Here is a 23,797-nt window from a genome sequence, read left to right as displayed (position 1 = left end):
CTCCTCCGCTCGTCCCGGTCCGGCACCCTGAGAACGACGCCGGTGACGGGTCGGTATCCGCGGATTCGAAACCCTGTAGGGGCGGACAGCGGGGGCCAGGTCGGTTCTGTCGGTGGCGACAAAGCGCTCCGGAACCCTCCCGGTGGGCGCCCACGGGCCGTACGGCTGACATCACGTCAACTCCGCACGGCAGCTTCACCCTTGGAACACACGGCCGACCGCCCCTCCGTCCCGCCACCCCACCGTGCGACCGCGGCGGGCCGGCCGCGTCCGGCCCCGGGGCGGCCGGCCCGCCGCTTCCTACCCTGGCCGCTATGGACGCTCTACCGACCACGGTGCTGGGTGAATCGACCAAGCGGCTGGCCAGGATCCTGCTGGACGGCCTGCCGGAGCTGACCGAGGAGACGGTCCGCCGGATCCGCGAGGAGCTGAAGGTCTACCAGCACGCGGGCCCGCTGCCGGCCGGCCAGCTGCACGAGGCCGTCCGGGACAACCTCGCCTACTCCCTGCGCGGCCTGACGGGTGAACAGATCACCCTCGACGCCCCCCGGGTCACCGGCCGCCGCCGGGCCGAGCAGGGCGTGCCGCTGGCCATGGTGCAGACCGCCTACCGGCTGGGCTTCCGCTGCCTCTGGGAGCGGATGGTCTCCGAGGCCGAACGCACCGGCGTGGCCAGCAGCGCCGACCTGGTCGCCATGGCCAGCGAGGTCTGGCGGTACAACGACGAGGTGGTGGGCGCCATGGTGGGCGCCTTCAACGAGCGCACCGCCGCCCTCAAGGTCCAGTGGGACCAGGAGCGTTCGGCCCTGGTGGACGTGGTGCTGCGCGGCGGCATGGGCAACCCCGGACGGGTCCTGGAGGCCGCCGACATGCTCACCCTGCCCTACGACGGCACCTTCGCCGTGGTGGTCGCGCACGCCCCCGGCCTCGCCCGGCAGGCCCTGCCGGACATCGAACCCGCCTTGCGCAACCACCAGATGGGCTCCGCCTGGCGGCTCACCCCCGACGCCCACATCGGCATCGTCTCCATGCAGGACGGCACCGCGATGGAACAGCTGGTCGCGACGCTACGGCTCCAGACGGTCCGCCGGGCCGGGGTCAGCCCCTGCTACTCCAGACTCGACCAGACCCCGCAGGCCCTCCACCTGGCCCAGGTCGCCCTGGCCAGCGCTGCCCCCCGGTCCGAGACCGTCTCGGTCTTCGACGACTCCCCGCTGCCGATGCTGGTGGTCAGCGCCCCCTCCACCGCCTCCCGGATCGGCCACCAGGTGCTCGGCCCGCTGATGGACCTGCCGGAGAGCCAGCGCGAGCAGCTGCTCACCACCATGTCCACCTACTTCGCGGTGGACGGCTCCGCCGACAAGGCCGGCAAGCTCCTGTTCTGCCACCCCAACACCATCCGCTACCGGCTGCGCCGGATCGAGCAGCTCAGCGGGCGCTCCTTCGAACGCCCGCTGGACTCGGCCGAGCTCTACATCGCCCTCCAGGCCGTGCTCCGCCTGCCCGAGGTGGTCCGGGACCCGCTGCACTGAACCGTCCTGACAGGGCCTCAGGCCAGCAGCGCGGGGATCTCCTGGGTGGCGAACCAGAGCAGCTCGTGGTCCTCGGCGCCGTCCACCGTGAACTGGGCGTCCTGGTCGCCCCCGTCCGCCGCGCCGATCGCCGTCACCGCCGCCGTCACGTCGGCCACCACGTCCTGGTCGGCCACGTCCGCGTGCACGGCGGCCGCCTTGGCCAGCGGCAGCGGGCCCTTCACCACGATCCGGCCCAGCGAGGCCTGGTCCTGGTACTCGTCACCGGGGAACGGCGCCACGGCCGAGTCGGCGACGTCCACCGCCACCACCACCCGGCGGCGCGGGGCGTCCGGCTCCTCGGCCAGCAGCCGCAGCGCGGCCTGGGCGGCCCGGTTCAGCGCGGCGTACTCCAACTCCTCCAGGTCGTCGCTGACGTACCACTCCCGAAGCGCCGGGGTCACCGCGTACGCCACCGACTGGTCCAGCGAACCGCCGGGGTGCGCGGCCGCCAGTCCGGCCAGGGTGGTGGGCACGTACACGCGCATCGTGGGCTCCGGTTCCTCGGACGATCTGGACAGCCAAACAATACGCACCCGGGCCCCGCCGGGCTTCAGACCGAGGGCCGCAGGGACCGCGCCGCGGTGTGCAGGGCGGTCTCCAGGGTCAGCGCGCGGCGGACCGGGTCCATCATGTTCGGCCCCATCGCAGCCAGGTCCTCCAGCGTCGGGGCCAGCACCCGCACCCGCACGCCCGCCGCCCGCAGCGCCCGGACCTCGCGGAACAGCTGACGGGTCACCACCCGCCGGTACCGGCCCACCAGTTGCACCAGCACCCCGCGCGGCCGGTCCCGCCGCCGCCACTCCCGCACCGCGCCCGCCAGGCCCCGGGGCTCGTCCCGGCCGTCGGGCCAGGTCGGCCGCAGCGCCATCGGCGCCAGCACGTACACCTCGTCCAGGCCACGGCCGAGCATCAGGTCCGCGTTGGTCGCCGACCAGCAGCCGCCGTCCACGTACCGCCGCCCGGCCAGCTCCACCGGCGCGAACCACCCCGGGATCGCGCAGGAGGCCATCACCGCCTCCGCCACCGCCGCCTCCGGTTGGCCCGGATCCCCGAACACCACCCGCCGGCCCGTCCCGTAGTCCACCGACACCACCCGCAGCGGCCACCCCGCGGGCCGGTCCTCACCGACCAGCCCGCGCACCAGCTCACCGACCGGCGCCACCGACCCGCGGCCGGTCGGCGCGGCCGCCGACACCATGGTCAGGAACGGGTACGCCCGCGGGTTGCGCACCGTCGCCCGCAGCAGCCCCGGCGAGCCGAACCCCGGCCGGGGCAGCGGCGGCAGCGCCCCGCCCAACGCCGCCTCGTACCCGAAACCCACCCCCGCCAGCGGCCCCCCGGTGAGCTCCAGCCCGCGCTGGTGGTCCGTCAGCTCCGCCGTCCCCACCCCCGCGGCCAGCAGCGTCCCCAGCACCGAGCCGGCCGAGGTCCCGAGGATCACCTCCGCCTCCCCGGGCCGCCACCCGGTCTCCTCCTCCACCGCCCGCAGCGCACCCACCGCCCAGGCCGCTCCCAGCACCCCGCCACCACCGAGCACCAAGCCCCGCCGCACCAGGCACCACCTCCGCCCTCCACCGACCGGCCCCCACGGTACGTCCCCCTTCGTGCCCACCCGCCGCGCCCCGCCGGTCAACCCCGCACACCTGCCCCGGCCGCCGGAGCCCTTGCCCCGCACCGCGGATCACCCGGATAGGTGACACCGCCCCACTACCGCGGCGCGCTCCCGACGGTCCGTTGCCACCGCCCCGGGCCCCGGGTACCAAGGACCCGAACCCGCACCGCTCCGTACGAAGGGCGCCGCCGATGACCGCTCCCACCGCCGCCGCACCCCGGGTCCGAGCCCTGGTCCACCCCAACCCGCGGCGCCCCGAACGCACCCCGCGCCGCCCGCACCCCGTCGGCGAACTGACCCCGCGTCACCCCCGCGCCGCCTGCGCGCCCGCCCGCACCGAACGCGGCCAGCTCGCCGCCCGCTTCGCCCACCGCCTCGTCGAAGTCCTCACCGGCCACCGCCCCGCCGGCCAACTCCAACGCCACACCACCCTCCCGGGCTACCAGCAACTCACCGCCCTGGTCCGCACCGGCCCCCTCCGCCCCCGCGGCAACCTCACCCCCCACCGCCTCGGCCGCGTCTACGACTCCGCCCCCACCCCCCGCGCCCTCGAAGTCTGCGTCCGCGTCGAATTCGGCCCCCGCCACCACATGGTCGCCTTCCGCCTCGAACAACACCGCCGCACCGACCAATGGCAGTGCACCGCCGTCGAGGCCCGCTGAGCAGCGGCAGGCCAACGCCAAGGGGCGCGAGGCCCCGCTGATCCGCGGCTCCGCCGCGCGGGCGCGCTCCGGGAGGCGGCCCACCTGCAACTCAAGCTCCGAGAGCCAGTTGCAGGTGCTGCCGTTCCCCTTCGCGCAGTTCCTCGCGCCCCTGAGGCGCTGCCCTTCCGGGCGTTACTTCTTGCGGCGGCTCTTCGCCGCGCGGGCGGCCTTGCGGCGCTCCGCCCGGGTCAGCCCGTCGCCGTCCTCGACGCCGTCCTCGAAGTCGCCCTCGATGACGCTCTCGTCGCCGTCCACCGACGGGGCGGTGTAGTGCAGACGCTGCGGCTTCGGGGCCTCCAGGCCCTTCGCCTTGATCTCCGGACGGGCCGCGACCTGGTCCTTCTCCAGCTTGGCGAGGGTCTCCTCGGTGTCCGCGAGCGGGACCTCCTCGACCTGCTGCTCGACCTGGACCTCCAGGTTGAACAGGTAGCCGACCGACTCCTCCTTGATGCCCTCCATCATCGCGGAGAACATGTCGAAGCCCTCGCGCTGGTACTCGACCAGCGGGTCACGCTGGGCCATCGCCCGCAGGCCGATGCCCTCCTGGAGGTAGTCCATCTCGTAGAGGTGCTCGCGCCAGCGCCGGTCCAGGACCGACAGCACGACCCGACGCTCCAGCTCCCGCATGATCTCCGCGCCGAGCGCGTCCTCACGGGCCCCGTACTGCGCCTGGATGTCCTCCTGCAGCGCCTTCGCCAGGAAGTCCGAGGTGAGCCCGGCCGGGCCGCCGGCCTCCTCCTCCAGCTCCTCCAGGTCGAGCGTCACCGGGTACAGCTGCTTGAGCGCCGCCCACAGCTTGTCGAGGTCCCAGTCGTCCTCGAAGCCCTCGCCGGTCGCGGCGGTGACGTACGCCTCCACGGTGTCGTCCATGAAGTGCGTGACCTGCTCCTGCAGGTCCTCGCCCTCCAGGACGCGACGCCGCTCGCCGTAGATGACCTCGCGCTGACGGTTCAGCACCTCGTCGTACTTGAGGACGTTCTTGCGGATCTCGAAGTTCTGCTGCTCGACCTGGGTCTGCGCCGAGGCGATGGCCCGGGTGACCATCTTGGACTCGATCGGCACGTCCTCCGGCACGTTGGCCATGGCCAGCACGCGCTCGACCATGCCGGCCTTGAACAGCCGCATCAGGTCGTCGCCCAGCGACAGGTAGAACCGGGACTCGCCCGGGTCGCCCTGACGGCCCGACCGGCCGCGCAGCTGGTTGTCGATGCGGCGCGACTCGTGCCGCTCGGTGCCGAGCACGTACAGCCCGCCGAGCTCCTGGACCTCGGCCTGCTCGGCCTTGACGGCCGCCTTGGCCTTCTCCAGGGCGGCCGGGAAGCCGGCCTCGTACTGCTCCGGGGTGTCGATCTCGGTGATGCCGCGCTGCGCCAGCTCGGCCACCGCGAGGTGCTCCGCGTTGCCGCCGAGCATGATGTCGGTGCCACGGCCGGCCATGTTGGTGGCGACGGTGACGGCGCCGCGGCGGCCCGCCTGGGCGACGATCTGGGCCTCGCGCTCGTGGTGCTTGGCGTTGAGGACCTCGTGCGGGACGCCGCGCTTGCGCAGCTCCTGGGAGAGGTACTCGGACTTCTCGACCGAGACGGTGCCGACCAGGATCGGCTGGCCCTTCTCGTGCTTCTCGACGATGTCCTCGACCACGGCGGCGAACTTGGCCGGCTCGGACTTGTAGATCAGGTCCGGCTGGTCGATCCGCAGCGGGTTCTTGTTGGTCGGGATCGGCACCACGCCGAGCTTGTAGATCTGGTGGAACTCGGCCGCCTCGGTGGTGGCGGTACCGGTCATGCCGCCGAGCTTCTCGTAGAGGCGGAAGAAGTTCTGCAGGGTGACGGTGGCCAGGGTCTGGTTCTCGTTCTGGACCTCCACACCCTCCTTGGCCTCGATCGCCTGGTGCATGCCCTCGTTGTAGCGGCGGCCGGCCAGGATACGGCCGGTGTGCTCGTCAACGATCATGACCTCGCCGTTCATGACGACGTAGTCCTTGTCGTTCTTGTAGAGCTCCTTGGCCTTGATGGCGTTGTTCAGGAACCCGACGAGCGGGGTGTTGACCGACTCGTAGAGGTTGTCGATCCCGAGGTAGTCCTCGACCCGGGAGACGCCCTCCTCCAGGACGCCGACGGTGCGCTTCTTCTCGTCGACCTCGTAGTCGCGGTCGCGCTTGAGGCGCTGCACCAGCTTGGCGAAGTCGGCGTACCACTTGGTCGCCTGGTCGGCCGGGCCGGAGATGATCAGCGGGGTGCGGGCCTCGTCGATCAGGATCGAGTCGACCTCGTCGACGATCGCGAAGTTGTGGCCGCGCTGCACCAGTTCGTCCTGCGACCACGCCATGTTGTCGCGCAGGTAGTCGAAGCCGAACTCGTTGTTGGTGCCGTACGTGATGTCCATCGCGTACTGGCGCTTGCGCTCGGCCGGCGACATGTTGCCCAGGATCACGCCGACCTCGAGGCCGAGGAAGCGGTGCACCCGGCCCATCCACTCCGAGTCGCGCTCGGCGAGGTAGTCGTTGACCGTGATCAGGTGAACGCCCTTGCCGGTCAGCGCGTTCAGGTACGCGGGCAGGGTGCCGACCAGGGTCTTGCCCTCGCCGGTGCGCATCTCGGCGACGTAGCCGAGGTGCAGCGCGGCACCGCCCATCAGCTGGACGTCGTAGTGGCGCTGGCCGAGCACCCGCTTGGCCGCCTCGCGGACGGTGGCGAAGGCCTCGGGGAGGATGTCGTCCAGGGTCTCGCCGTCGGCGAGGCGCTGCTTGTACTCGTCGGTGAGTGCCCGCAGGTCCTCGTCGCTGAGGTTGACGAAGTCCTCTTCGATGGAGTTGACCTGGGCAGCAATCCGCTGGAGCTTGCGAAGGACCTTGCCCTCACCGGCGCGCAGGATCTTGTCGAAGACGGACACTAGGGCGGGCTCCTTGCCTGTTCGGCGTTGGACGGCAGCACGGTGGGTCGACCCCACCGCACGGGCCATCGTATGCGAGGGAGCCAACGCGCCGGGAGGTGCGTCAGCACGGTATTCCCGTGTCACCCGTGGGGGCACAACGGCCGATTGCGCTCCGGTGCGGACATTTCGGTCACCATCCGTCCCTCGCTCAGGTTGTACGCACCGGGACATGACTTGGTTCCCGGCGCGGCTGGCACCGCTGTCGGTGCCTGCGTCTACCCTGCGCGGCATGACCGCCACGCCTGCCGCCACGCCTGCCGCCGCGCCCGCCCCCGTGCTCGAACTCTCCGCCGACGAGGCGCGCCGGATCGCGCTGCGCGCCCAGGGCCTGCTCGGCGCGCCCGACCGCAAGGGCGGTGTGCTCGGGGTGCTCAGGCACCTCGGCTCGGTCCAGCTGGACACCATCTCGGTGCTGGCCCGCTCGCACGAACTGGTGCCGTACGCGCGCCTCGGCGCGGTCGGCCGCCCGGCGGTGGAGGGGGCGTACTGGGGCAGCGGCACCTCTTTCGAGTACTGGTCGCACGCGGCCTGCGTCCTGCCGGTGGAGGAGTGGCCGCTGTTCGGCTTCCGCCGCCGCTCCTACCGCTCCCACGGCCACGTCTGGGGCCGCAGCTCCGAGGACGCGACGTACCGTCAGGTGCTGGACCAGCTGCGCGCGGAGGGCCCGCTGACCTCCACCGAGCTGGGCGGCGCCAAGCGCACCTCGGAGTGGTGGGACTGGTCGGACACCAAGGTCGCGGTGGAGCGGGCGCTGGCCTTCGGCGAGGTGGTCTGCACCGAGCGGCGCAGCTGGAAGCGGGTGTACGCGCTGGCCGAGCAGGCGATCCCGGCCGAGTACCTGGCCGACGAGCCCTCCGACGCGGAGTGCGTGCGCCGCCTGGTGGCCCGGGCCGGCGCGGCGCTCGGGGTCGCGACCCGGGCCGACCTGATGGACTACTACCGGCTCAAGGCGAAGCACTTCGACGCGGCCCTGCCGGAGTCCGGCCTGGTGCCGGTGACGGTGGCCGGCTGGGGTGCCCAGGCCTGGGCCGACCCGGCGGCGCTGGAGAGCACGCCGCGCGGGCGGCACCGCACCACCCTGCTGTCGCCCTTCGACTCGCTGATCTGGGACCGGCCCCGGACGGAGCGGATCTTCGGCCTGACGCACCGGCTGGAGGCGTACACCCCGAAGGAGAAGCGGGTGCACGGCTACTTCGCGATGCCGCTGCTGACGGGCGGTCAGCTGGTCGGCCGGGTCGACCCGGCCCGGGAGGGGAAGACCCTGGTGGCCCGTCAGGTCTCGCTGGACGCGCCGCGCCACCTGGAGGCGCTGGCCACCGCGCTGCGCGAGGCGGCCGGCTGGGTGGGCTGCACCGCCGTCCGGGTGGAGCGGTTGTCCGACGAGGGCCTGCGCCCCGCCCTGGAGAAGCTGATCGGGTGATCCCGGCGGGACCGGCGTGTCCCACCGGGCCCTCGGCCGTTGCCCGTTGGTGTCTGTCCACGCCACCGATTCGGAGCAACACATGGGCCTGACCGCCACACGCCGCACCCTGCTCGGGGCCGCCGCCGCCCTGGGCGCCGTCGGGCTGGCGCCCCGCCCGGCCACCGCCGCGCCCGTCCGCCCGTCGAAGGCCCGCGCCGGGGCGGACGAAACGATCAGCCGGGGGCTGGCCCGGGAGATGCTGATGGTCGGCGCGGACGAGCGCACCGACCTCACCCTGGAGTACCTCAAGGTCCTGATCGACGGTCAGCTCCCGCCCACCACCGGCCGCAAGAAGGTGCTGGTGGTCGGCGCGGGCGTGGCCGGGCTGACGGCGGCCACCCTGCTGAAGCGGGCCGGGCACGAGGTGGTGGTCCTGGAGGCGAACGCGAGCCGGGTCGGCGGCCGGGTGAAGACCTTCCGGGGGATGTTCAGCGACGATCGGCTGTACGCCGAGGCCGGTGCGATGCGGCTGCCCGACTTCCACCCGCTGGTGCTGGCGCTGGCCGACAGCCTGGGCCTGCAGCGGCAGCTGTTCCTCAACGCCGACATCGACCCGGGGGCCCGGGCCACCGCCGGCGTGCCCCCGGTGACGTACCGCTCGTTCACCGGCGAGGTCTGGCGCAACGGGCCGGACCTCCCGTTCACGCCGCCCGGCGCGGTGTCGCGCACCCTGCTCTCGGTGAACGGCATCACCACCACCAAGGCCGACTACGCCGCCTCTCCCCACGAGGTGAACCGTTCCTTCGGCGCCCGCTTCGACTCCACCGCCGCCGCGGCCGTGCACGCCGCCTTCGCCCCGGCCAGCGTCCCGGACGGCGAGATCGGGCAGCGCCTCGACGGCTGGACCAGGGTCTTCTCGCGGTACGGCTACCACTCCACCCGCCGCTTCCTCCAGGAGGAGGCCGGTTGGGACGAGGCCTCGATCCAGGCCGCCGGCACCCTGGAGAACCTCACCTCCCGGCTGCACTACTCACTGGTCCCGAGCCTGATCGACCACGCCCTGATCAGCCCCAGCAACCGCTACTGGGAGCTGGCGGGCGGCACCGACACCCTGACCACCGCGCTGGCCGGCCCGCTCGCCGCCGAGCTGCGGATGGGCCGCCGGATGACCAGGCTCTGCCAGAGCGACACCGGTGTGCGGATCGAGACGGTCGGCGAGAGCGGCACCGAGGAGTCCTGCGACGGCGCCCCCGACGGCCGCACCGAGGTCTTCGAGGGCGACTACGCCCTGGTCACCATCCCGTTCAGCGCCCTGCGGTTCTGCCGGATCGAGCCGCTGATGTCCTACCCCAAGCGCCGCGCCGTCACCGAGCTGCACTACGACTCGGCGACCAAGGTGCTGCTGGAGTTCAAGCGCCGCTTCTGGGAGGACGGCGCGAACGGCTTCACCGGCGGCGGCTGCGTCTCGGACAGCCCGAGCCGCTTCACCTACTTCCCCTCGCACGCCCCGGGCGGCGCCCCCGGCGGGGTGGTGCTGGCCTCGTACACCTGGTCCGACGACGCGATGCGCTGGGACTCGCTGACCCCCGGCGAGCGGTACGCCTTCGCGCTGGAGGACCTGGAGCGGCTGTTCGGCCCGCAGGTGCGCCGGGAGTTCACCGGGGTGGGCGTCACCCAGTCCTGGGCCCGGGCCCGGTACGCCCTGGGCGAGGCGGTGATCCCGACCCCGGGGCAGCTGCACGAGCTGCACCCGGCGGCCGGCCGCCCCGAGGGCCGGGTGCACTTCGCGGGCGAGCACACCAGCCTGAAGCCCGCCTGGATCGAGGGCGCGCTGGAGTCCGCCGTGCGCACCTTCCTGGAGCTGCAGGCCCGCTGACGGAGGGTCAGCCCTGGGGATCGGCGGTCAGCCGATCTCCAGGATCTTCTCCCGCATCGCGTAGACCACGGCCTCCATCCGGGAGTGCAGCTGGAGCTTCTCCAGGATGTTGCGCACGTGGTTCTTCACGGTGTTCTCGGAGATGAAGAGCTCCTTGGCGATCTCCCGGTTGTTCATCCCGGTGGCGACCAGCTTGAGCACCTCCAGCTCGCGGTCGGTGAGCCGCGGCGCCGGCAGCAGCTCCCGCTCGTCCGGCCGCCGCTGGATCATCGACTTGAACTCGGTGAGCAGCTTGGAGGCCATCGCCGGGCTGATCTGCGACTGCCCGTCGGCGACCGCCCGGATCGCGGTGGCGACCTCGTCGGTGGAGATCTCCTTCAGCAGGTAGCCGGTGGCCCCCGCCTTGATCGCCTCGTAGAGGTCGGCCTCCTCGTCGCTTATGGTCAGCATGATGATCTTGGCACTGGGCACCACGTCCTTGATCGCGGTGCACGCCTCGATCCCGCTGCGACGCGGCATCCGTACGTCCATCAAGATGATGTCGGGCAGCAGGTCGGCCGCCTTGAGCACGGCCTCCGCGCCGTCCCCGGCCTCGCCCACCACCCGGATGTCGGGCTCGTCCGCCAGCACGATCTCCAGCCCCCGGCGGAACAGCGCGTGGTCGTCCACCACCAGGACCCGGATCGGCTCGGCCCGGTGCGGCGGCCCGTCCGCGTCCCCCGGCGGTCCGCCCGTCAGACCGAATCGCTCCCCCATCCGCCCCTCCCCGCCGCCGGCCAGTGTCGGCACATCATTCCACGAAGCGCCCTCGGCCGATCACCCTCCGCCGCCGCCCCTCCCGGAACGGGTGACCCCCGGTGGCAGCAGCCACCGGGGGTCACCCGCTTCGCCTCCTACGGGTCAGTCCTCGTCCGGACCGCCGATCGCACCACCGGCGTCACTGGCCGGGCCGACGTTGCTGCCGTCGGTGGCCAGGTGGATCACGCCGTAGTGGTAGCCGTGCCGCCGGTACACCACGCTCGGCAGGCCGCTGTCCTTCTCCACGAAGAGGTAGAAGTCGTGGCCGACGAGCTCCATCTCGTACAGCGCCTGGTCCAGCGACATGGGCGTGGCGCCGTGCGTCTTCTCCCGGACGACGAGCGGTCCGTCGCCCTCCACCTCCAGCGATCCCATCATGGTCTTGCGGGCCGAGCCGTTGACCCCGGCGCCGGGCTCCTCCACCTCGGGGAGCGACGCCAGCGACGCCGTCGCCTCCGCGACGCTGATCGGGGTACGGGCACCGCTGCCGCCCTTGTGCACCCGCCGCCGGTCGGCGGACTTGCGCAGCTGCGCGTCCAGCTTCGCGGAGGCCAGGTCGAGCGCCGCGTACGGGTCGGCGGCGGCGGCCTCGGCCCGGATCACCGGACCGCGGGTGCGCATCGTGATCTCCACCCGCTCGGACCGGTCGGCCTGGCGCGGGTTGTGTTCCTTGGACACCTCGACGTCGAGGCTGATCACCTTGCCGTCGAACTTCTGGACCTTCTCCAGCTTCTCGGCCACGTGCTCTCGGAACCTCTTGGGCACCTCGGTCTTGCGGCCCTTGACGACGATGTCCACGCAGAACTCCGATCCCTTGTGCTGACGCCGGGCCGGAACGTTCCCGGACCGGACTGAGACCCAGCCGGACCAGCCGTTTCACCATCACCACCGGGGCTGCCGGGGGCGCTGGGAGGGACTGGCCCTCACCTCACTTCCTCCCCACCAGAAGCGCTTGAAACCCCTTGGAGCCTCATCGAACACCCCACACCGGGATTTCGCCATCCCCGGTCGGCTGGAGGACTGTTCCGTCCTGTTTACCCTCACCCGGGTGAAAAACCGGTAAACACCTGGACAACATGCCCCGGACGGCCCACCGTTTGCTACCCCCCGAGCGCCGGGAGCCACCATGAGCGCCCTCGTCCTGTTCGAACTCGCGGACCTCCTGCTGCCCGCCCGCTGCGCCGGCTGCCGCACCGGCCGCACCCCGCTCTGCGCCGTCTGCCGCGCCGCCCTGGACACCGCCCGCCCCGGCCCGGCCACCCCGCACCCCTGCCCCGATGGCCTGCCCCCGGTGTACGCCGCCACCCGCTACGCCGACCCGGTCCGCCAGCTGCTGCTCGCCCACAAGGAGCGCGGCGCACTGCGCCTGGCCGGCCCGCTCGGCCGCGCCCTGGCCGCCGCCGTCCGCCCCGTGCTCGGCCCCGGCCCGGCCCTGCTGGTGCCGGTGCCGTCCACCCGGGCCGCCACCCGCGCCCGCGGCCACGACCCGACCCTGCGGCTGGCCCGGACCGCCGCCCGCGAGCTGCGCCGCCGGGGCCACCCCGTCCGGGCCGCGCACCTCCTGCGGCACCGCCGCGCGGTGGCCGACCAGGCCGGTCTGACGGCCGCCCAGCGCCACGCCAACCTGCACGGCGCCCTCACCACCCGCCCGGGCGCCGCCCGCCTGCTGACGGGCCGTCAGGCCGTCCTGGTGGACGACCTGGTGACCACCGGAGCCTCCCTGGCCGAGGCCGCCCGCGCCCTGGCCGCCCTCGGCCACCCGCCCCGGGCCGCCGCCACCGTGGCCGCCGCACCCCGCCGGGGCGTCAGGGGCTACCCCGGGTAGGAGAGCTGACTGTTCTTCAGGCCCGGCACCAGTTCGACCCACTGACTGCCCGACAGGCGGTAGATCTGCTCGGTGGAGGTGGCCAGCACCGAGGGCAGGTCCTTGCCGCCGGTGCGCGCCTCGGTCGCCGAGACCGAGGCCATCGAGTCGCCGCCCTGGAGCGGCACGTCCGCGCTGACCGAACCGTCGGTGCCGAAGTAGTGCAGCTGCTGGAGCTTCTCGAACTCCTTGCCGAGCACCAGCAGCTGGTCCGTGTCGGCCCAGGCCACCGAGACCACGTCGGTGAGCGCCGGGGTCACCGGCCGCAGGCCCGTCACCACGGCCGTCGGCCGCAGCGAGCTGCCGCTGTGCTGGATCAGGCCGATCCGCAGGGTCCGCTGGCCGTTCTCCAGCACCACCATGGCGATCCGGCTGCCGTCCGAGGAGACCTTCAGCGACTGGACCTGCCCGCTGTTCGCCAGCCCCTCGACGTTCACCGCCACGACCGTCCGGCCGCGCACCATCAGCACCTTGGTGGCGCCCTGGGCGTTGCCCTCCACCAGCCAGAGGTTGTTCCAGCCGTCCCAGCTGGGCGACTCCAGCCTGCCCGCGGCGATCTGGTGCACGGGCTGGCCGCGGGTGGCCCCGTCCGTCAGGTCGACCACGTAGAGGTCGCGGCCGTCCTGCCCGACCACCGCCGCGGCCCCGCCGTCCCGCCTGACCGCGAAGGCGGACGGCTGCAACGGGGTGCCCTTGCTGCCCAGCTCCCCGAGGACGGCGTTGCCCTTGCTGCCGTTGTCGAAGGTGGTCATCAGCGGGCCGTTCTTCGGGTCCAGGTAGTACAGCTTCTGACCGGCCTCACCGCCCGCCAGCTTCCCCGGGGCCAGGTAGGCCGAGTTCTCCTCGCTGACCTGGCAGCCGCCCTTGTCCCCGTTCAGGTTGAGTCCGGACAGCCGCTGCTTGCCCTGTGCCTCGGCCAGGGTGTGGAAGAACTGCGAGGCCATCCGCCGGCAGAGCTCCGCCTGCACGGCGAAGTCCCGCCCCTTCACCCGCACGGTGGCGGGCCCGCCGTCGGTCGCGGTGACCGCCCCGACCAGCTGCACCGTCCCGTCGAAGTCCGCCTGGACCGCGGGCGCCAGCCACCGCGAGGGGCCCGCGAGCAGTGCCTTGGCGGCGGCGGTCAGCGGGTCGATCCGGCTGCGCAGGTAGATCGGGTCCGGCACCAGCACCGGCCGCTGGTCCTGCTCGGACGAGGGGTCCGGCACGGTCGGGTAGTAGCGGTGGACCGAGCGGTAGCCGTTCTTGAACTTGGTCTGGTCGGTGATCAGGCCGGGCGGCAGGCCGTCGATCCGCCACTCGCCCTTGTTCTTGCCCTCGGTCTCCCGGACCAGCTTGAACCGGCCGACGTACCCCCTGTTCTCCTCCGGCGTGTACGTGCGCTGCCGGTCCAGGACGGCTATCTGACGGCCCTTGATCTCGACCTCGGTGGTGCCGACCTCCTCGGCCGTGCGGGCGTCGGCGGCCACCATGCGCGGGGTCGGCATCGACTCCAGCACCACCACCTTCTCCTCCGGCTGCCACGTGCGGGCCGCCGCGACCGTCAGGTACTGGAACGCGGTGGTGTAGTCGGCGTCGTCCGCGTTGGCCGCGTCCAGGAAGCCGGAGAGCAGCCTGCCCGGGTCGTCCCCGGGGTGCGGGGCCACCGGGTAGACCCGGACCTGGAGGTTCTCCGGCGCGGGGGTGACGGGGCCTCCGACCCGCTCCGGCGGCCCGTCGGTGGGCATCGACACGCAGCCCGCGACGAGCAACGGGGCGAGCAGCGCACCGAGCGCGCGGCCCACCCGCCGGTCAGCCCTGTCCGTCCTCCGCACGCCGCTCCCCCTCCGAGTCGCTCTCCCCGTCGGCCGCGCCGGCCGCCGGCGCCCCGGCCGGCCTGCCGGCCGACCGGTCCACCACCACGTGTGCGCCGGTCGCACCGTACCCCGCCGCACCGGCCCGGACGTCCGAGGGGTCGGCGACCGGGGCGGAGGGCGCCTTGCCCAGCCCCGGGCCGATGCTCAGCACACCGCCCAACCCCGGGCCGAACCCGGCCGGCTGGCTCTCCGGCGTCTCCGGGCTCTCCTGGACCGGCCCGGCCGAGCTGATCGCGGTCGCCCCGGCCGGCCTGGCCCGCCGGTACGGGCCCGCGCTGGCCAGACCCCGGTTGTGCCGGGAATCCTCCGGCTCCAGCCGGAACGGAGCCCGGTTGATCTCGCCGCCGCGGGTGCGCGGCAGGGTCAGCCGGAAGTGCGAACCGCCGCCCGGCTCGCCCCAGGCCTGCAGCCAGCCGCCGTGCAGGTGCGCGTCCTCCACCGCGATCGACAGGCCGAGGCCCGTACCGCCGGTGGTCCGCACCCGGGACGGGTCGGCCCGCCAGAAGCGGTGGAACACCCGGGAGGCCTCGCCGGGCTTGAGCCCGATGCCGTAGTCCCGGACGCCGACCGCGACCGCGCCCTCGGCCGAACCGAGCCGGATCACCACGTCCCGGCCCTCGCCGTGCTCCAGCGCGTTGACCACCAGGTTGCGCAGGATGCGCTCGATCCGCCGGGAGTCCACCTCGGCGACCACCGGCTCCTCGCCGCCCCGGATGACCACCGCGCTGCCCTTGGCCTGCGCCAGCGGGTCGGCCGCCTCGACCACCCGGCCGACGATGTCCCGCAGGTCCACCGGCTCGGCGTCCAGGATCGCCGCGCCCGCGTCGAACCGGCTGATCTCCAGCAGGTCGGCGAGCAGCGACTCGAAGCGGTCCAGCTGCCCCTGGAGCAGCTCCGCCGAGCGGGCCGCCATCGGGTCCAGGTCGTCCCGGCTGTCGTAGATCAGGTCCGCCGCCATCCGCACGGTGGTCAGCGGGGTGCGCAGCTCGTGCGAGACGTCCGAGACGAACCGCCGCTGCACCCGGGAGAGCTCCTCCAGCTGCCGGATCTGCGCCTGCAGCGCGTTGGCCATCCGGTTGAAGGACTCGCCCAGCCGGGCGATGTCGTCCGAGCCGGTGACCTTCATCCGCTCTTCCAGGTGCCCGGCGGCCAGCCGCTCGGAGATCCCCGCCACCATCCGCACCGGGGTGACCACCTGACGGACCACCAGCCAGGCGATGCCGCCCAGCAGCATCACCACGAACACCCCGGCGGTCGCCAGCGTGCCGGTGACCTGCCCGAGCGAGCTGGTCTCCTGGGCGAACGAGAAGACGTAGTAGAGCTGGTACCTCTCCTGGTAGGGGCCGGTGAACTGCTGGCCGATGACCAGGCCCGGCTCCTGCTTGGCCGGCGCCCCGGCGCTGGTCACCCGCTGGACCTCGGTGGTCTGCTCGAACATCACGCCGTCCTTCGCGCCGACCTCGGCGCGGAGTTCCGGCGAGATGGAGGCCGGCGTGATCTCGCCCGAGCCGTACGAGCCGCGCAGCGCCGCGCTGGAGGCGCTGGCCCCCGCGTCGCCCGAGGGCTGCAGGGCGATCACCGAGTAGACCCCGCTGCCGCCGGTGGCCAGGTCGGAGACCTGCTTGATCAGCCAGGTGCTGGTCTCCACCCGGGTCGGGTCGTTGCTGGCCCCGACCTTGGCCTGGAGGTTGACCGCCTCGTTGATCTTGTCCTGCTCGATCTCGAAGCCGCCCCGGGCCTGGTTCTGCGCCGAGTGCTTCTTCGCGTCCAGCAGCACCGTGCGGACCTGGGCGACCACCACCACGCCCAGCACCAGCACCACGGCGAGCGAGATCAGCAGGGTCGCGGCCACCACCCGGACCTGGATCGAGCGCCGGTACAGCGCCACCACCCGGTTGAAGGGACGCCGGAACTGACGGGCCACCAGCGCGAAGAGTGCCACCGGACCGCGCCGGGGGCGGCGGCCCCCGGTGGTGGTGGAGCTCAGCACGTCCCCGCGAACGGTGGACTCCCCGTCGGCGGTGGTGCCCGACGGGGAGTCGTCAGCTTGCCGCGTCACGTCAGCTGGGCCCGGCCTTGTAGCCGACGCCGCGGACGGTGACCACGATCTCCGGACGCTCGGGATCCTTCTCGATCTTCGAGCGCAGGCGCTGCACGTGCACGTTCACCAGACGGGTGTCGGCGGCGTGCCGGTAGCCCCAGACCTGCTCCAGCAGCACCTCGCGGGTGAACACCTGCCAGGGCTTGCGGGCCAGCGCGACCAGCAGGTCGAACTCCAGCGGGGTCAGCGGGATGCCCCGGCCCTCCCGCTTCACGGAGTGACCGGCCACGTCGATCACCAGGTCACCGATGGTCAGCTGCTCCGGAGTCGGCTCCTCGGCACGGCGCAGCCGGGCCCGCACGCGGGCCACCAACTCCTTCGGCTTGAACGGCTTGACGACGTAGTCGTCGGCGCCGGACTCCAGGCCCACCACGATGTCGACCGTGTCGGTCTTCGCGGTGAGCATCACGATCGGCACGCCGGACTCGGAGCGGATCTGACGGCACACGTCGATCCCGTCCCGCCCGGGCAGCATCAGATCGAGGAGGACCAGATCTGGCTTGGTCTCACGGAACGCGGCTAGCGCCTTGTCCCCGTCCGCGACGAAAAACGGCTCAAAACCCTCACCACGAAGCACGATGCCCAACATCTCGGCCAGTGCGGTGTCGTCATCGACGACGAGGACACGTCCCTTCATGCGTACATCCTCTCATTACCGGATTGTGACCTGCCGCACAGCCGTGCCAATGTGGCGTGCTTCCGCCCGCCAAGTCAGTCATATCGTCGCAGAGTTCGCCCCCCGCCCGGACCGGGCCGCGGAACGGGCCGGGATATCCCTGCGAGCGCCGAACGGTGCCATGGCACGATGGGCGCCACAGAGTACCGATTCCACGGGAGCAGTGATGACCGACACTCCGGGCTGGGCCTCGCCCGGCTCACCCGAGCCGCCCCGAGAGGACGCCGGGACGTCGGACGCTCCCCCTCCCACCCCCGGCACCCCGCCGATCCCGCCGCAGGCCGGCCCCGCGCCGGGCCCGTACGCCGGTGCGTACGGCGGCCAGCAGCCCCCCTACGGGCAGCAGCCCGGCTGGGGCCAGCAGCCTCCGCCGTACGGCCCGCAGCCCGGCTGGGGCGGCGGGCAGCAGTGGGGCGGCGCCCCGGGCTGGGGGCAGCCGCCGAGCCCGAAGCCCGGTGTCATCCCGCTCCGCCCGCTCTCGGTCGGCGAGCTGCTGGACGGCGCCTTCACCACCGTGCGCCGCTACTGGCGCTCCACCGTCGGCCTCTCCCTCGGCGTCGCGGTCGCCGAGCAGGCGCTCACCGCCGGCGCCCAGTGGTGGAGCTACGAGCAGCCGGACGCGATCGGCCCGGCGATCCTGTCGATCGCCGGCTACCTGTTCGCGATGCTGCTCGGCATCATCGCCAGCGGCCTGCTCACCATGGTGGTCAGCAAGGCGATCCTCGGGCAGCGCGCCACCCTCGGCACCGCCTGGGCCGCCGCCCGTCCGCAGCTGCTCAAGCTCTTCGGGCTCACCGTGACGACCACCCTGATCATGCTCGGCATCGGGCTGGTCGCGGTGGCGCCGATCCTCCTGCTCGGCATCGCCGAGGCCGACGACGCGCTGATCGGCCTCGCCGTGCTGCCGCTGCTCGCCGGGCTCGGGGTGATGGTCTGGGTGATGGTCCAGCTCAGCATGGCCGCCCCGGCCCTGATGCTGGAGAAGCAGGGCGTCTTCACCGCCCTCTCCCGCTCCCGACGCCTCGTCAAGGGCGCCTGGTGGCGCACCTTCGGCATCACCGTGCTCGGCCAGTTCATCGCCGGGCTGATCGCCGCCGTCTTCGTGCTGCCGTTCACCGTCATCGGCATGGCCGTGCTCGGCGAGGACAAGTTCACCCCGAACTCGGACTTCGGCCTGCTCGGCGCCACCACCCCGCCGTCGCTGATCCTGGTCCTCTCGGTCGGCGCCATCCTGGCCTCCTGCATCACCATCCCGCTGGTCGCCGCGATCAACGTGCTGCTCTACGTCGACCGCCGGATCCGCCGCGAGGGCCTGGACATCGAGCTGGCCCGCGCCGCGAGCACGTCCGCCGACCAGCCCTCGGACGCCGCCCCGGCCGCCGCCACCGCCCCCGACCAGACCGGACCGCAGGGAAGCTGATGCCCAACTGGGGGGAGTGGGCCCCGCTCGCCGTCGGCGTCCCGGTCACCGAGGAGCGTGACGCGGCCCGGGACGCCGCCCGGATCGAACGGCTCGACCCGGCGTACCACCACCACGATCCGAGCCTGATGCAGCGGATCTGGAACTGGGTGTCCGAGCAGCTCGACAAGGCCTTCGGCGCGGTCGGCATCGCCACCCACGGCATCACCACCGTGGTGCTCTTCCTGCTCGTCCTGGCCGTCCTGGCCGCCCTGCTGTGGTGGCGCCTCGGCGCCCCGCGCCGGGCCGTCCGCAGCGCCGCCGCCCTGTTCGGCAGCGACCGCCCGGCCACCGCCGACGAGCACCGCGCGACCGCCGCCGCACACGCCGCGGCGGGCGCCTGGGCCGAGGCCGTACGCGACCAACTGCGCGCCCTGATACGCGGGTTGGAGGAGCGTACGCTGCTCGACGTCCGCCCGGGCCGGACCGCCGACGAGGCCGCCGCCGAGGCCGGCCGGGTGCTCCCCGAGCACGCCGAGGCGCTCCGCCGGGCCGCCCGCACCTTCGACGACGTGGTCTACGGCGAGCACACCGCCGACGCGGCCGCCTACCAGGCCCTGCTCGACCTCGACCGGGCCGTCACCGGCAGCCGGCCGACCCTCGCCGGGAGCACCACGTGAGCACCGACACCACCGCACCGGCCCCTGACGCACCGTCGGCCGAAGCCCCGCCGACCGGGACCCGGCCCGCCGAGGCGCCGCCCGCCGCCACCGCCGTCCGGGTCTTCCCCGGCTGGGGCCGGATCTGGCGCCGCGGCCGCTGGTTCCTGCTCGGCACCGCCGTCGTCCTGGTCGGCGCCCTGCTCCTCACCGGCCTGGACAACCACCGCGAGTACCCCCCGCTCCACCCGCGCGACCCCGACCCGCACGGCACCCGCGCCGTGGTCCGCCTGCTCGAACAGCGCGGCGTCGACGTCCGCACCGCCGGCACCCAGGACGAGCTCTCCGACGCCCTGGCCGCGCCCGGCACCACCGTGGTGCTGCCGTTCACCGTCCCGCTGACGGCCAGTCAGCTCGGCCCGCTCGCCGCCCGCGACCGCGGCAGCGACAGCCGCCTGGTGCTGATCGGCCCGGACACCGACGCCCTGGCCGAGCTCCTCCCCGGCACCACCGAGGCCACCGAGGCTTCCGGCGCCCCGTACCTCGCCAAGTCCACCACCACCGCCCCCGGTTGCGCCCTCCCCGAGGCCACCCGGGCCGGCGCCGCGGAGCTCGGCGGCCGCCTCTACCGTCCCGGCCCCGGCGACACCGGCTGCTACCCCGTCAACGGCCGCCCCTCGCTGGTCCGGCACACCGACCCCGGCTCCCGCGAGACCGTGGTGCTCGGCAGCGGCCGCTTCCTCACCAACGAGCGGCTCGCCGAACAGGGCAACGCCTCGCTCGCCCTCGGCCTGCTCGGCTCCCGCCACCACCTGGTCTGGTACCTCCCCGACTACTCCGGCGCCCAGGCCGAACAGCCCAAGAGCCTCACCGACCACATCCCGGCCGGCTGGAACTGGGCCGCCCTCCAACTCGCCGTCGCCGCCGCCCTGGCCGCCCTCTGGCGGGCCCGCCGGCTCGGCCCGGTGGTCACCGAGCAGCTGCCGGTCGTCGTCCGGGCCGCCGAGACCACCGAGGGCCGGGCCAGGCTCTACCAGCGCGCCAAGGCCCGCGGCCGGGCCGCCGACGCCCTGCGCCGCGCCACCCGCCACCGCACCGCCCCCGCCCTCGGCATCCCCCTGCACACCGGGGAACCCGACCCGACCGCCCTCTGCACCGCCCTGGCCGACCGCCTCGGCCGCCCCGCCGCCGACCTCCACGCGCTGCTGTACGGCGACGCACCCACCGACGACGCCGCCCTGCTGCGGCTGACCGACGCCCTCGACGCCCTGGAAAGGCAGGTACGACAGCCGTGACCGAGCAGGCCACCACCTCCCTCAGCAAGCCGACCCCCGAGGACGGTGACGCCGTGTCAGCCACCGCTGCCACCACCGCCACCACCGCCACCGACGCGCGGGCCGCGCTCACCGCCCTGCGCGCCGAGATCGGCAAGGCCGTGGTCGGCCAGGACGCCGCCGTCACCGGCCTGGTGGTCGCCCTGCTCTGCGGCGGCCACGTGCTGCTGGAGGGCGTCCCCGGCGTCGCCAAGACCCTGCTGGTCCGCACCCTCTCCACCGCGCTCAGCCTGGAGACCAAGCGCATCCAGTTCACCCCCGACCTGATGCCCGGCGACGTCACCGGCTCCCTGGTCTACGACGCCCGCACCGCCGAGTTCTCCTTCCAGCCCGGCCCGGTCTTCACCAACCTGCTGCTGGCCGACGAGATCAACCGCACCCCTCCGAAGACCCAGGCCGCCCTGCTTGAGGCCATGGAGGAGCACCAGGTCACCGTCGACGGCGAACCCCGCGCGCTCCCGCAGCCCTTCCTGGTCGCCGCCACCCAGAACCCGGTCGAGTACGAGGGCACCTACCCGCTGCCCGAGGCCCAGCTCGACCGCTTCCTCCTCAAGCTGATCCTCCCGCTCCCCACCCGGGACCAGGAGTTCCAGGTGCTCGCCAAGCACGCCTCCGGCTTCGACCCGCGCAACCTGGCCGCCGCGGGCGTACGCCCGGTGGCCGGCCCCGCCGACCTCGCCGCCGCCCGCGCCGAGATCGCGAAGCTCACCGTCTCCCCCGAGGTGCTGGCCTACATCGTGGACCTCTGCCGGGCCACCCGGCAGTCCCCGTCCCTCTCCATCGGCGTCTCCCCGCGCGGTGCCACCGCACTGCTCAACGCCTCCCGCGCCTGGGCCTGGCTGGCCGGCCGCGACTACGTCTCCCCCGACGACGTCAAGGCCCTCGCCCTGCCCACCCTGCGCCACCGGGTCCAGCTCCGGGCCGAGGCCGAGATGGAGGGCGTCACCGCCGACTCCGTCATCCAGGCCGTCCTGGCCCAGACCCCGGCCCCGCGCTGACCCGTACTGCCTGAAGGAGCGTCACCCATGGCCCTGACCGGCCGCACCGCCCTCATCGCCGCGCTCGGCGCGCTGGTCGTGGGCCTCCTGCTGCCCTCCTGGGCCGGGATCGGCGCGGTCACGGGCCCGCTCCTGCTCGCCGTCCTCGCCGACCTCGCCCTGGCGGCCCCGGTACGGTCCCTGGTGCTCACCCGCACCGGCGACACCACCGTCCGCCTCGGCGAGCCGGCCACGGTCGAACTGACCGTCACCAACCCCTCCCGGCGCCCCCTGCGGGCCCGCCTGCGCGACGCCTGGCCGCCCTCCACCTGGCGCCCCGGCACCTCCTACGAGGCCTCCCGGCACATCCTCACCATCCCCGCCGGGGAGCGCCGCCGGATCACCACCCAGCTGCTCCCCACCCGCCGCGGCGACCACCACGCCCACCGGGTCACCGTCCGCTCCCACGGCCCGCTCGGCCTGGCCGCCCGCCAGGGCTCCCACCTGGTGCCCTGGACGCTCCGCGCCCTCCCCCCGTTCGCCAGCCGCAAGCACCTGCCCTCCCGGCTGGCCCGCCTGCGCGAACTCGACGGCCGCACCTCGATCCTGACCCGCGGTCAGGGCACCGAGTTCGACTCCCTGCGCGAGTACCTCCCCGGCGACGACGTCCGTTCCATCGACTGGCGCGCCAGCGCCCGCCGCCACACCGTGGCCGTCCGCACCTGGCGCCCCGAACGCGACCGCCACGTCCTGATCGTCCTCGACACCGGCCGCACCTCCGCCGGCCGCGTCGGCGACGCCCCCCGCCTGGACGCCGCCCTCGACGCCGCCCTCCTGCTGGCCGCCCTGGCCATCAAGGCCGGCGACCGGGTGGACCTCCTCGCCCACGACTCCCACAAGCGCCGCACCGTCGTCGGCCGCCCGTCCTCCGACGTGCTCCCCGCCTTCACCGACGCGATGGCCACCCTCGAGCCCGCCCTGGTCCAGACCGACCTGCGCGCCCTCACCTCCGCCACCCTCCGGCTGGCCCCCCACCGCTCCCTGATCGTCCTCCTCACCGGCCTCGACGCGGGCCCCGTCGAAGAGGGCCTGCTCCCCCAGCTCCCCCTCCTCACCAAGCGCCACGAGGTCGTCCTGGCCTCCGTCGCCGACCCCCGCCTCGACGAACTCGCCACCACCCGCGGCACCGTCCAGGACATCTACACCGCCGCAGCCGCCGAACAGACCCGCGCCGACCGCGCCCACACCGCCGCCCGCCTCACCCGCCACGGCATCACCGTCCTCGACGCCCCACCCGCCGCCCTCCCCCCGGCCCTCGCCGACACCTACCTCGCCCTCAAGGCCGCCGGCCGCCTCTGAGGCAGCGTTCGAGCCCTGACCACCTGCCGCCGGTGTGCCGAATCGACCTCAGGTGAACGAGGTCTCCGCGAAGGAGAGACCTCCGCGCTCGCCATGTGAGAGGACGAGCTTCCGCGAATACCGGGGCGCCTGCCGTAGGTACTGGCGGAAGCCCGTGGCCCGGAACTTGAGCTCGAAGGAGTGGCCTTCGATCTGCCACTGGGGGCCGCCGCGACTGTCCTCCGGGGTTGAGCGTCGCAGGTGGTCGATGTCGAGGCTCAAGGCCATCCAGTTGAACTCGAGGTCCCCCTCGAAGTCCCAGACGTTGTCGAACGCGAGCGTGGACGGCGCGATCCAGAAGCTGAAGTGCGTCTCCGGCGTGACCGGATGCACCCAGCGGACGATGTAGTCGATGTCGAGCAGCAAGCGTGGCAGCTCGTCGTCGGAGGCGCCTGGCTGCACACCGAGTCCGTGGATGGTGACGTCATGCCATCCCATCGCGTCGAAGTCCGCGTCGCTCCAGGTGCTCTTCGTCAGACCGGATTCCGGGTGGGTGCCTGCGATCATGCCGGCATCCAACCAGAACAGCCGGCCGAGGGCACCGGAAATGCGAAAAGGCCCCCCGGCATAAGCCGGGAGGCCTTCTCTGAAAGATTGTTCGGCGGCGTCCTACTCTCCCACAGGGTCCCCCCTGCA

The 23,797-nt window shown here is 73.4% G+C and carries 19 protein-coding genes; 10 read left to right on the top strand and 9 right to left on the bottom strand.

The annotated features are described in order from the left end of the window. Window positions 1–314: 314 nt before the first annotated feature. Complete coding sequence (locus ACZ6ZR_RS37240; protein ID WP_465650243.1) at window positions 315–1,532, top strand: PucR family transcriptional regulator; 1,218 nt, start codon at window positions 315–317, stop codon at window positions 1,530–1,532. A 17-nt stretch (window positions 1,533–1,549) separates the two neighbouring features. Here the strand turns inward: ACZ6ZR_RS37240 and ACZ6ZR_RS37235 are convergent, their stop codons facing one another. Together ACZ6ZR_RS37235 and ACZ6ZR_RS37230 are read right to left on the bottom strand one after the other, a co-directional pair. Beyond that, window positions 1,550–2,059, bottom strand: coding sequence for a DUF6912 family protein (locus ACZ6ZR_RS37235; RefSeq protein ID WP_465650241.1), 510 nt, complete (start codon window positions 2,057–2,059; stop codon window positions 1,550–1,552). Window positions 2,060–2,124: 65 nt separating this feature from the next. Next, complete coding sequence (locus tag ACZ6ZR_RS37230; protein WP_465650239.1) at window positions 2,125–3,126, bottom strand: patatin-like phospholipase family protein; 1,002 nt, start codon at window positions 3,124–3,126, stop codon at window positions 2,125–2,127. A 251-nt stretch (window positions 3,127–3,377) separates the two neighbouring features. On the opposite strand from ACZ6ZR_RS37230, the gene ACZ6ZR_RS37225 reads away from it, so the two are divergent. Further along, complete coding sequence (locus ACZ6ZR_RS37225; RefSeq protein ID WP_465650237.1) at window positions 3,378–3,848, top strand: Rv3235 family protein; 471 nt, start codon at window positions 3,378–3,380, stop codon at window positions 3,846–3,848. Between the two features lie 174 nt (window positions 3,849–4,022). On the opposite strand, the gene secA is transcribed toward ACZ6ZR_RS37225, so the two are convergent. Beyond that, entirely contained in the window at window positions 4,023–6,782 is a 2,760-nt protein-coding gene (gene secA, locus ACZ6ZR_RS37220; RefSeq protein WP_465650235.1) for a preprotein translocase subunit SecA, read from the bottom strand. A 271-nt stretch (window positions 6,783–7,053) separates the two neighbouring features. On the opposite strand from secA, the gene ACZ6ZR_RS37215 reads away from it, so the two are divergent. Next, window positions 7,054–8,244, top strand: coding sequence for a winged helix-turn-helix domain-containing protein (locus tag ACZ6ZR_RS37215; RefSeq protein ID WP_465650233.1), 1,191 nt, complete (start codon window positions 7,054–7,056; stop codon window positions 8,242–8,244). A gap of 82 nt (window positions 8,245–8,326) precedes the next feature. Further along, entirely contained in the window at window positions 8,327–10,102 is a 1,776-nt protein-coding gene (locus ACZ6ZR_RS37210; RefSeq protein ID WP_465650231.1) for a flavin monoamine oxidase family protein, read from the top strand. A gap of 27 nt (window positions 10,103–10,129) precedes the next feature. On the opposite strand, the gene ACZ6ZR_RS37205 is transcribed toward ACZ6ZR_RS37210, so the two are convergent. Together ACZ6ZR_RS37205 and hpf are read right to left on the bottom strand one after the other, a co-directional pair. Next, window positions 10,130–10,858, bottom strand: coding sequence for a response regulator (locus ACZ6ZR_RS37205; protein ID WP_465650229.1), 729 nt, complete (start codon window positions 10,856–10,858; stop codon window positions 10,130–10,132). 144 nt (window positions 10,859–11,002) lie between these two features. After that, a complete protein-coding gene (gene hpf, locus ACZ6ZR_RS37200; RefSeq protein ID WP_465650227.1) occupies window positions 11,003–11,698 on the bottom strand; it encodes a ribosome hibernation-promoting factor, HPF/YfiA family in 696 nt (231 codons plus the stop codon). A 328-nt stretch (window positions 11,699–12,026) separates the two neighbouring features. Between hpf and ACZ6ZR_RS37195 the strand changes: the two genes are divergently transcribed. After that, a complete protein-coding gene (locus ACZ6ZR_RS37195) occupies window positions 12,027–12,725 on the top strand; it encodes a ComF family protein (protein WP_465650225.1) in 699 nt (232 codons plus the stop codon). Here the strand turns inward: ACZ6ZR_RS37195 and ACZ6ZR_RS37190 are convergent. Genes ACZ6ZR_RS37190 through mtrA form a run of 3 tightly spaced genes read right to left on the bottom strand, consistent with a single transcriptional unit; the run spans window position 12,713 to window position 17,355 of the window. Beyond that, window positions 12,713–14,575 carry an LpqB family beta-propeller domain-containing protein gene (locus ACZ6ZR_RS37190; protein WP_465650223.1) on the bottom strand — a complete coding sequence of 621 codons (1,863 nt, stop codon included), beginning with the start codon at window positions 14,573–14,575 and terminating at the stop codon, window positions 12,713–12,715. The genes ACZ6ZR_RS37195 and ACZ6ZR_RS37190 overlap by 13 nt on opposite strands. Next, on the bottom strand, window positions 14,553–16,676 hold the full coding sequence (gene mtrB / locus ACZ6ZR_RS37185; protein ID WP_465650221.1) for an MtrAB system histidine kinase MtrB: 2,124 nt from the start codon (window positions 16,674–16,676) through the stop codon (window positions 14,553–14,555). Before mtrB ends, ACZ6ZR_RS37190 begins: the two co-directional genes overlap by 23 nt. A gap of 1 nt (window position 16,677) precedes the next feature. Further along, the gene (gene mtrA / locus ACZ6ZR_RS37180; RefSeq protein ID WP_104816374.1) at window positions 16,678–17,355 is read right to left on the bottom strand and encodes an MtrAB system response regulator MtrA; all 678 of its coding nucleotides are present in this window, start codon (window positions 17,353–17,355) and stop codon (window positions 16,678–16,680) included. 205 nt (window positions 17,356–17,560) lie between these two features. Between mtrA and ACZ6ZR_RS37175 the strand changes: the two genes are divergently transcribed. Genes ACZ6ZR_RS37175 through ACZ6ZR_RS37155 form a run of 5 tightly spaced genes read left to right on the top strand, consistent with a single transcriptional unit; the run spans window position 17,561 to window position 23,122 of the window. Next, window positions 17,561–18,814 (top strand): DUF7847 domain-containing protein, encoded by a 1,254-nt coding sequence (locus tag ACZ6ZR_RS37175; RefSeq protein ID WP_465650219.1) that lies wholly within the window; start codon window positions 17,561–17,563, stop codon window positions 18,812–18,814. Continuing rightward, window positions 18,814–19,473, top strand: a complete 660-nt coding sequence (locus ACZ6ZR_RS37170) for a DUF4129 domain-containing protein (protein ID WP_465650217.1) — start codon at window positions 18,814–18,816, stop codon at window positions 19,471–19,473. Before ACZ6ZR_RS37175 ends, ACZ6ZR_RS37170 begins: the two co-directional genes overlap by 1 nt. Next, window positions 19,470–20,747 carry a DUF4350 domain-containing protein gene (locus ACZ6ZR_RS37165; RefSeq protein ID WP_465650215.1) on the top strand — a complete coding sequence of 426 codons (1,278 nt, stop codon included), beginning with the start codon at window positions 19,470–19,472 and terminating at the stop codon, window positions 20,745–20,747. The genes ACZ6ZR_RS37170 and ACZ6ZR_RS37165 overlap by 4 nt, the downstream gene beginning before the upstream one ends. 53 nt (window positions 20,748–20,800) lie before the next feature. Beyond that, on the top strand, window positions 20,801–21,784 hold the full coding sequence (locus ACZ6ZR_RS37160) for an AAA family ATPase (RefSeq protein WP_465650245.1): 984 nt from the start codon (window positions 20,801–20,803) through the stop codon (window positions 21,782–21,784). Between the two features lie 27 nt (window positions 21,785–21,811). Then, window positions 21,812–23,122 (top strand): DUF58 domain-containing protein, encoded by a 1,311-nt coding sequence (locus ACZ6ZR_RS37155; protein WP_465650213.1) that lies wholly within the window; start codon window positions 21,812–21,814, stop codon window positions 23,120–23,122. 48 nt (window positions 23,123–23,170) lie between these two features. On the opposite strand, the gene ACZ6ZR_RS37150 is transcribed toward ACZ6ZR_RS37155, so the two are convergent. Then, the gene (locus ACZ6ZR_RS37150) at window positions 23,171–23,668 is read right to left on the bottom strand and encodes a hypothetical protein (protein ID WP_465650211.1); all 498 of its coding nucleotides are present in this window, start codon (window positions 23,666–23,668) and stop codon (window positions 23,171–23,173) included. Window positions 23,669–23,797: the final 129 nt, after the last annotated feature.

It is taken from the genome of Kitasatospora sp. NPDC088742 (genome assembly GCF_055584905.1).
This window is presented reverse-complemented; position numbering and strand designations above follow the sequence as displayed.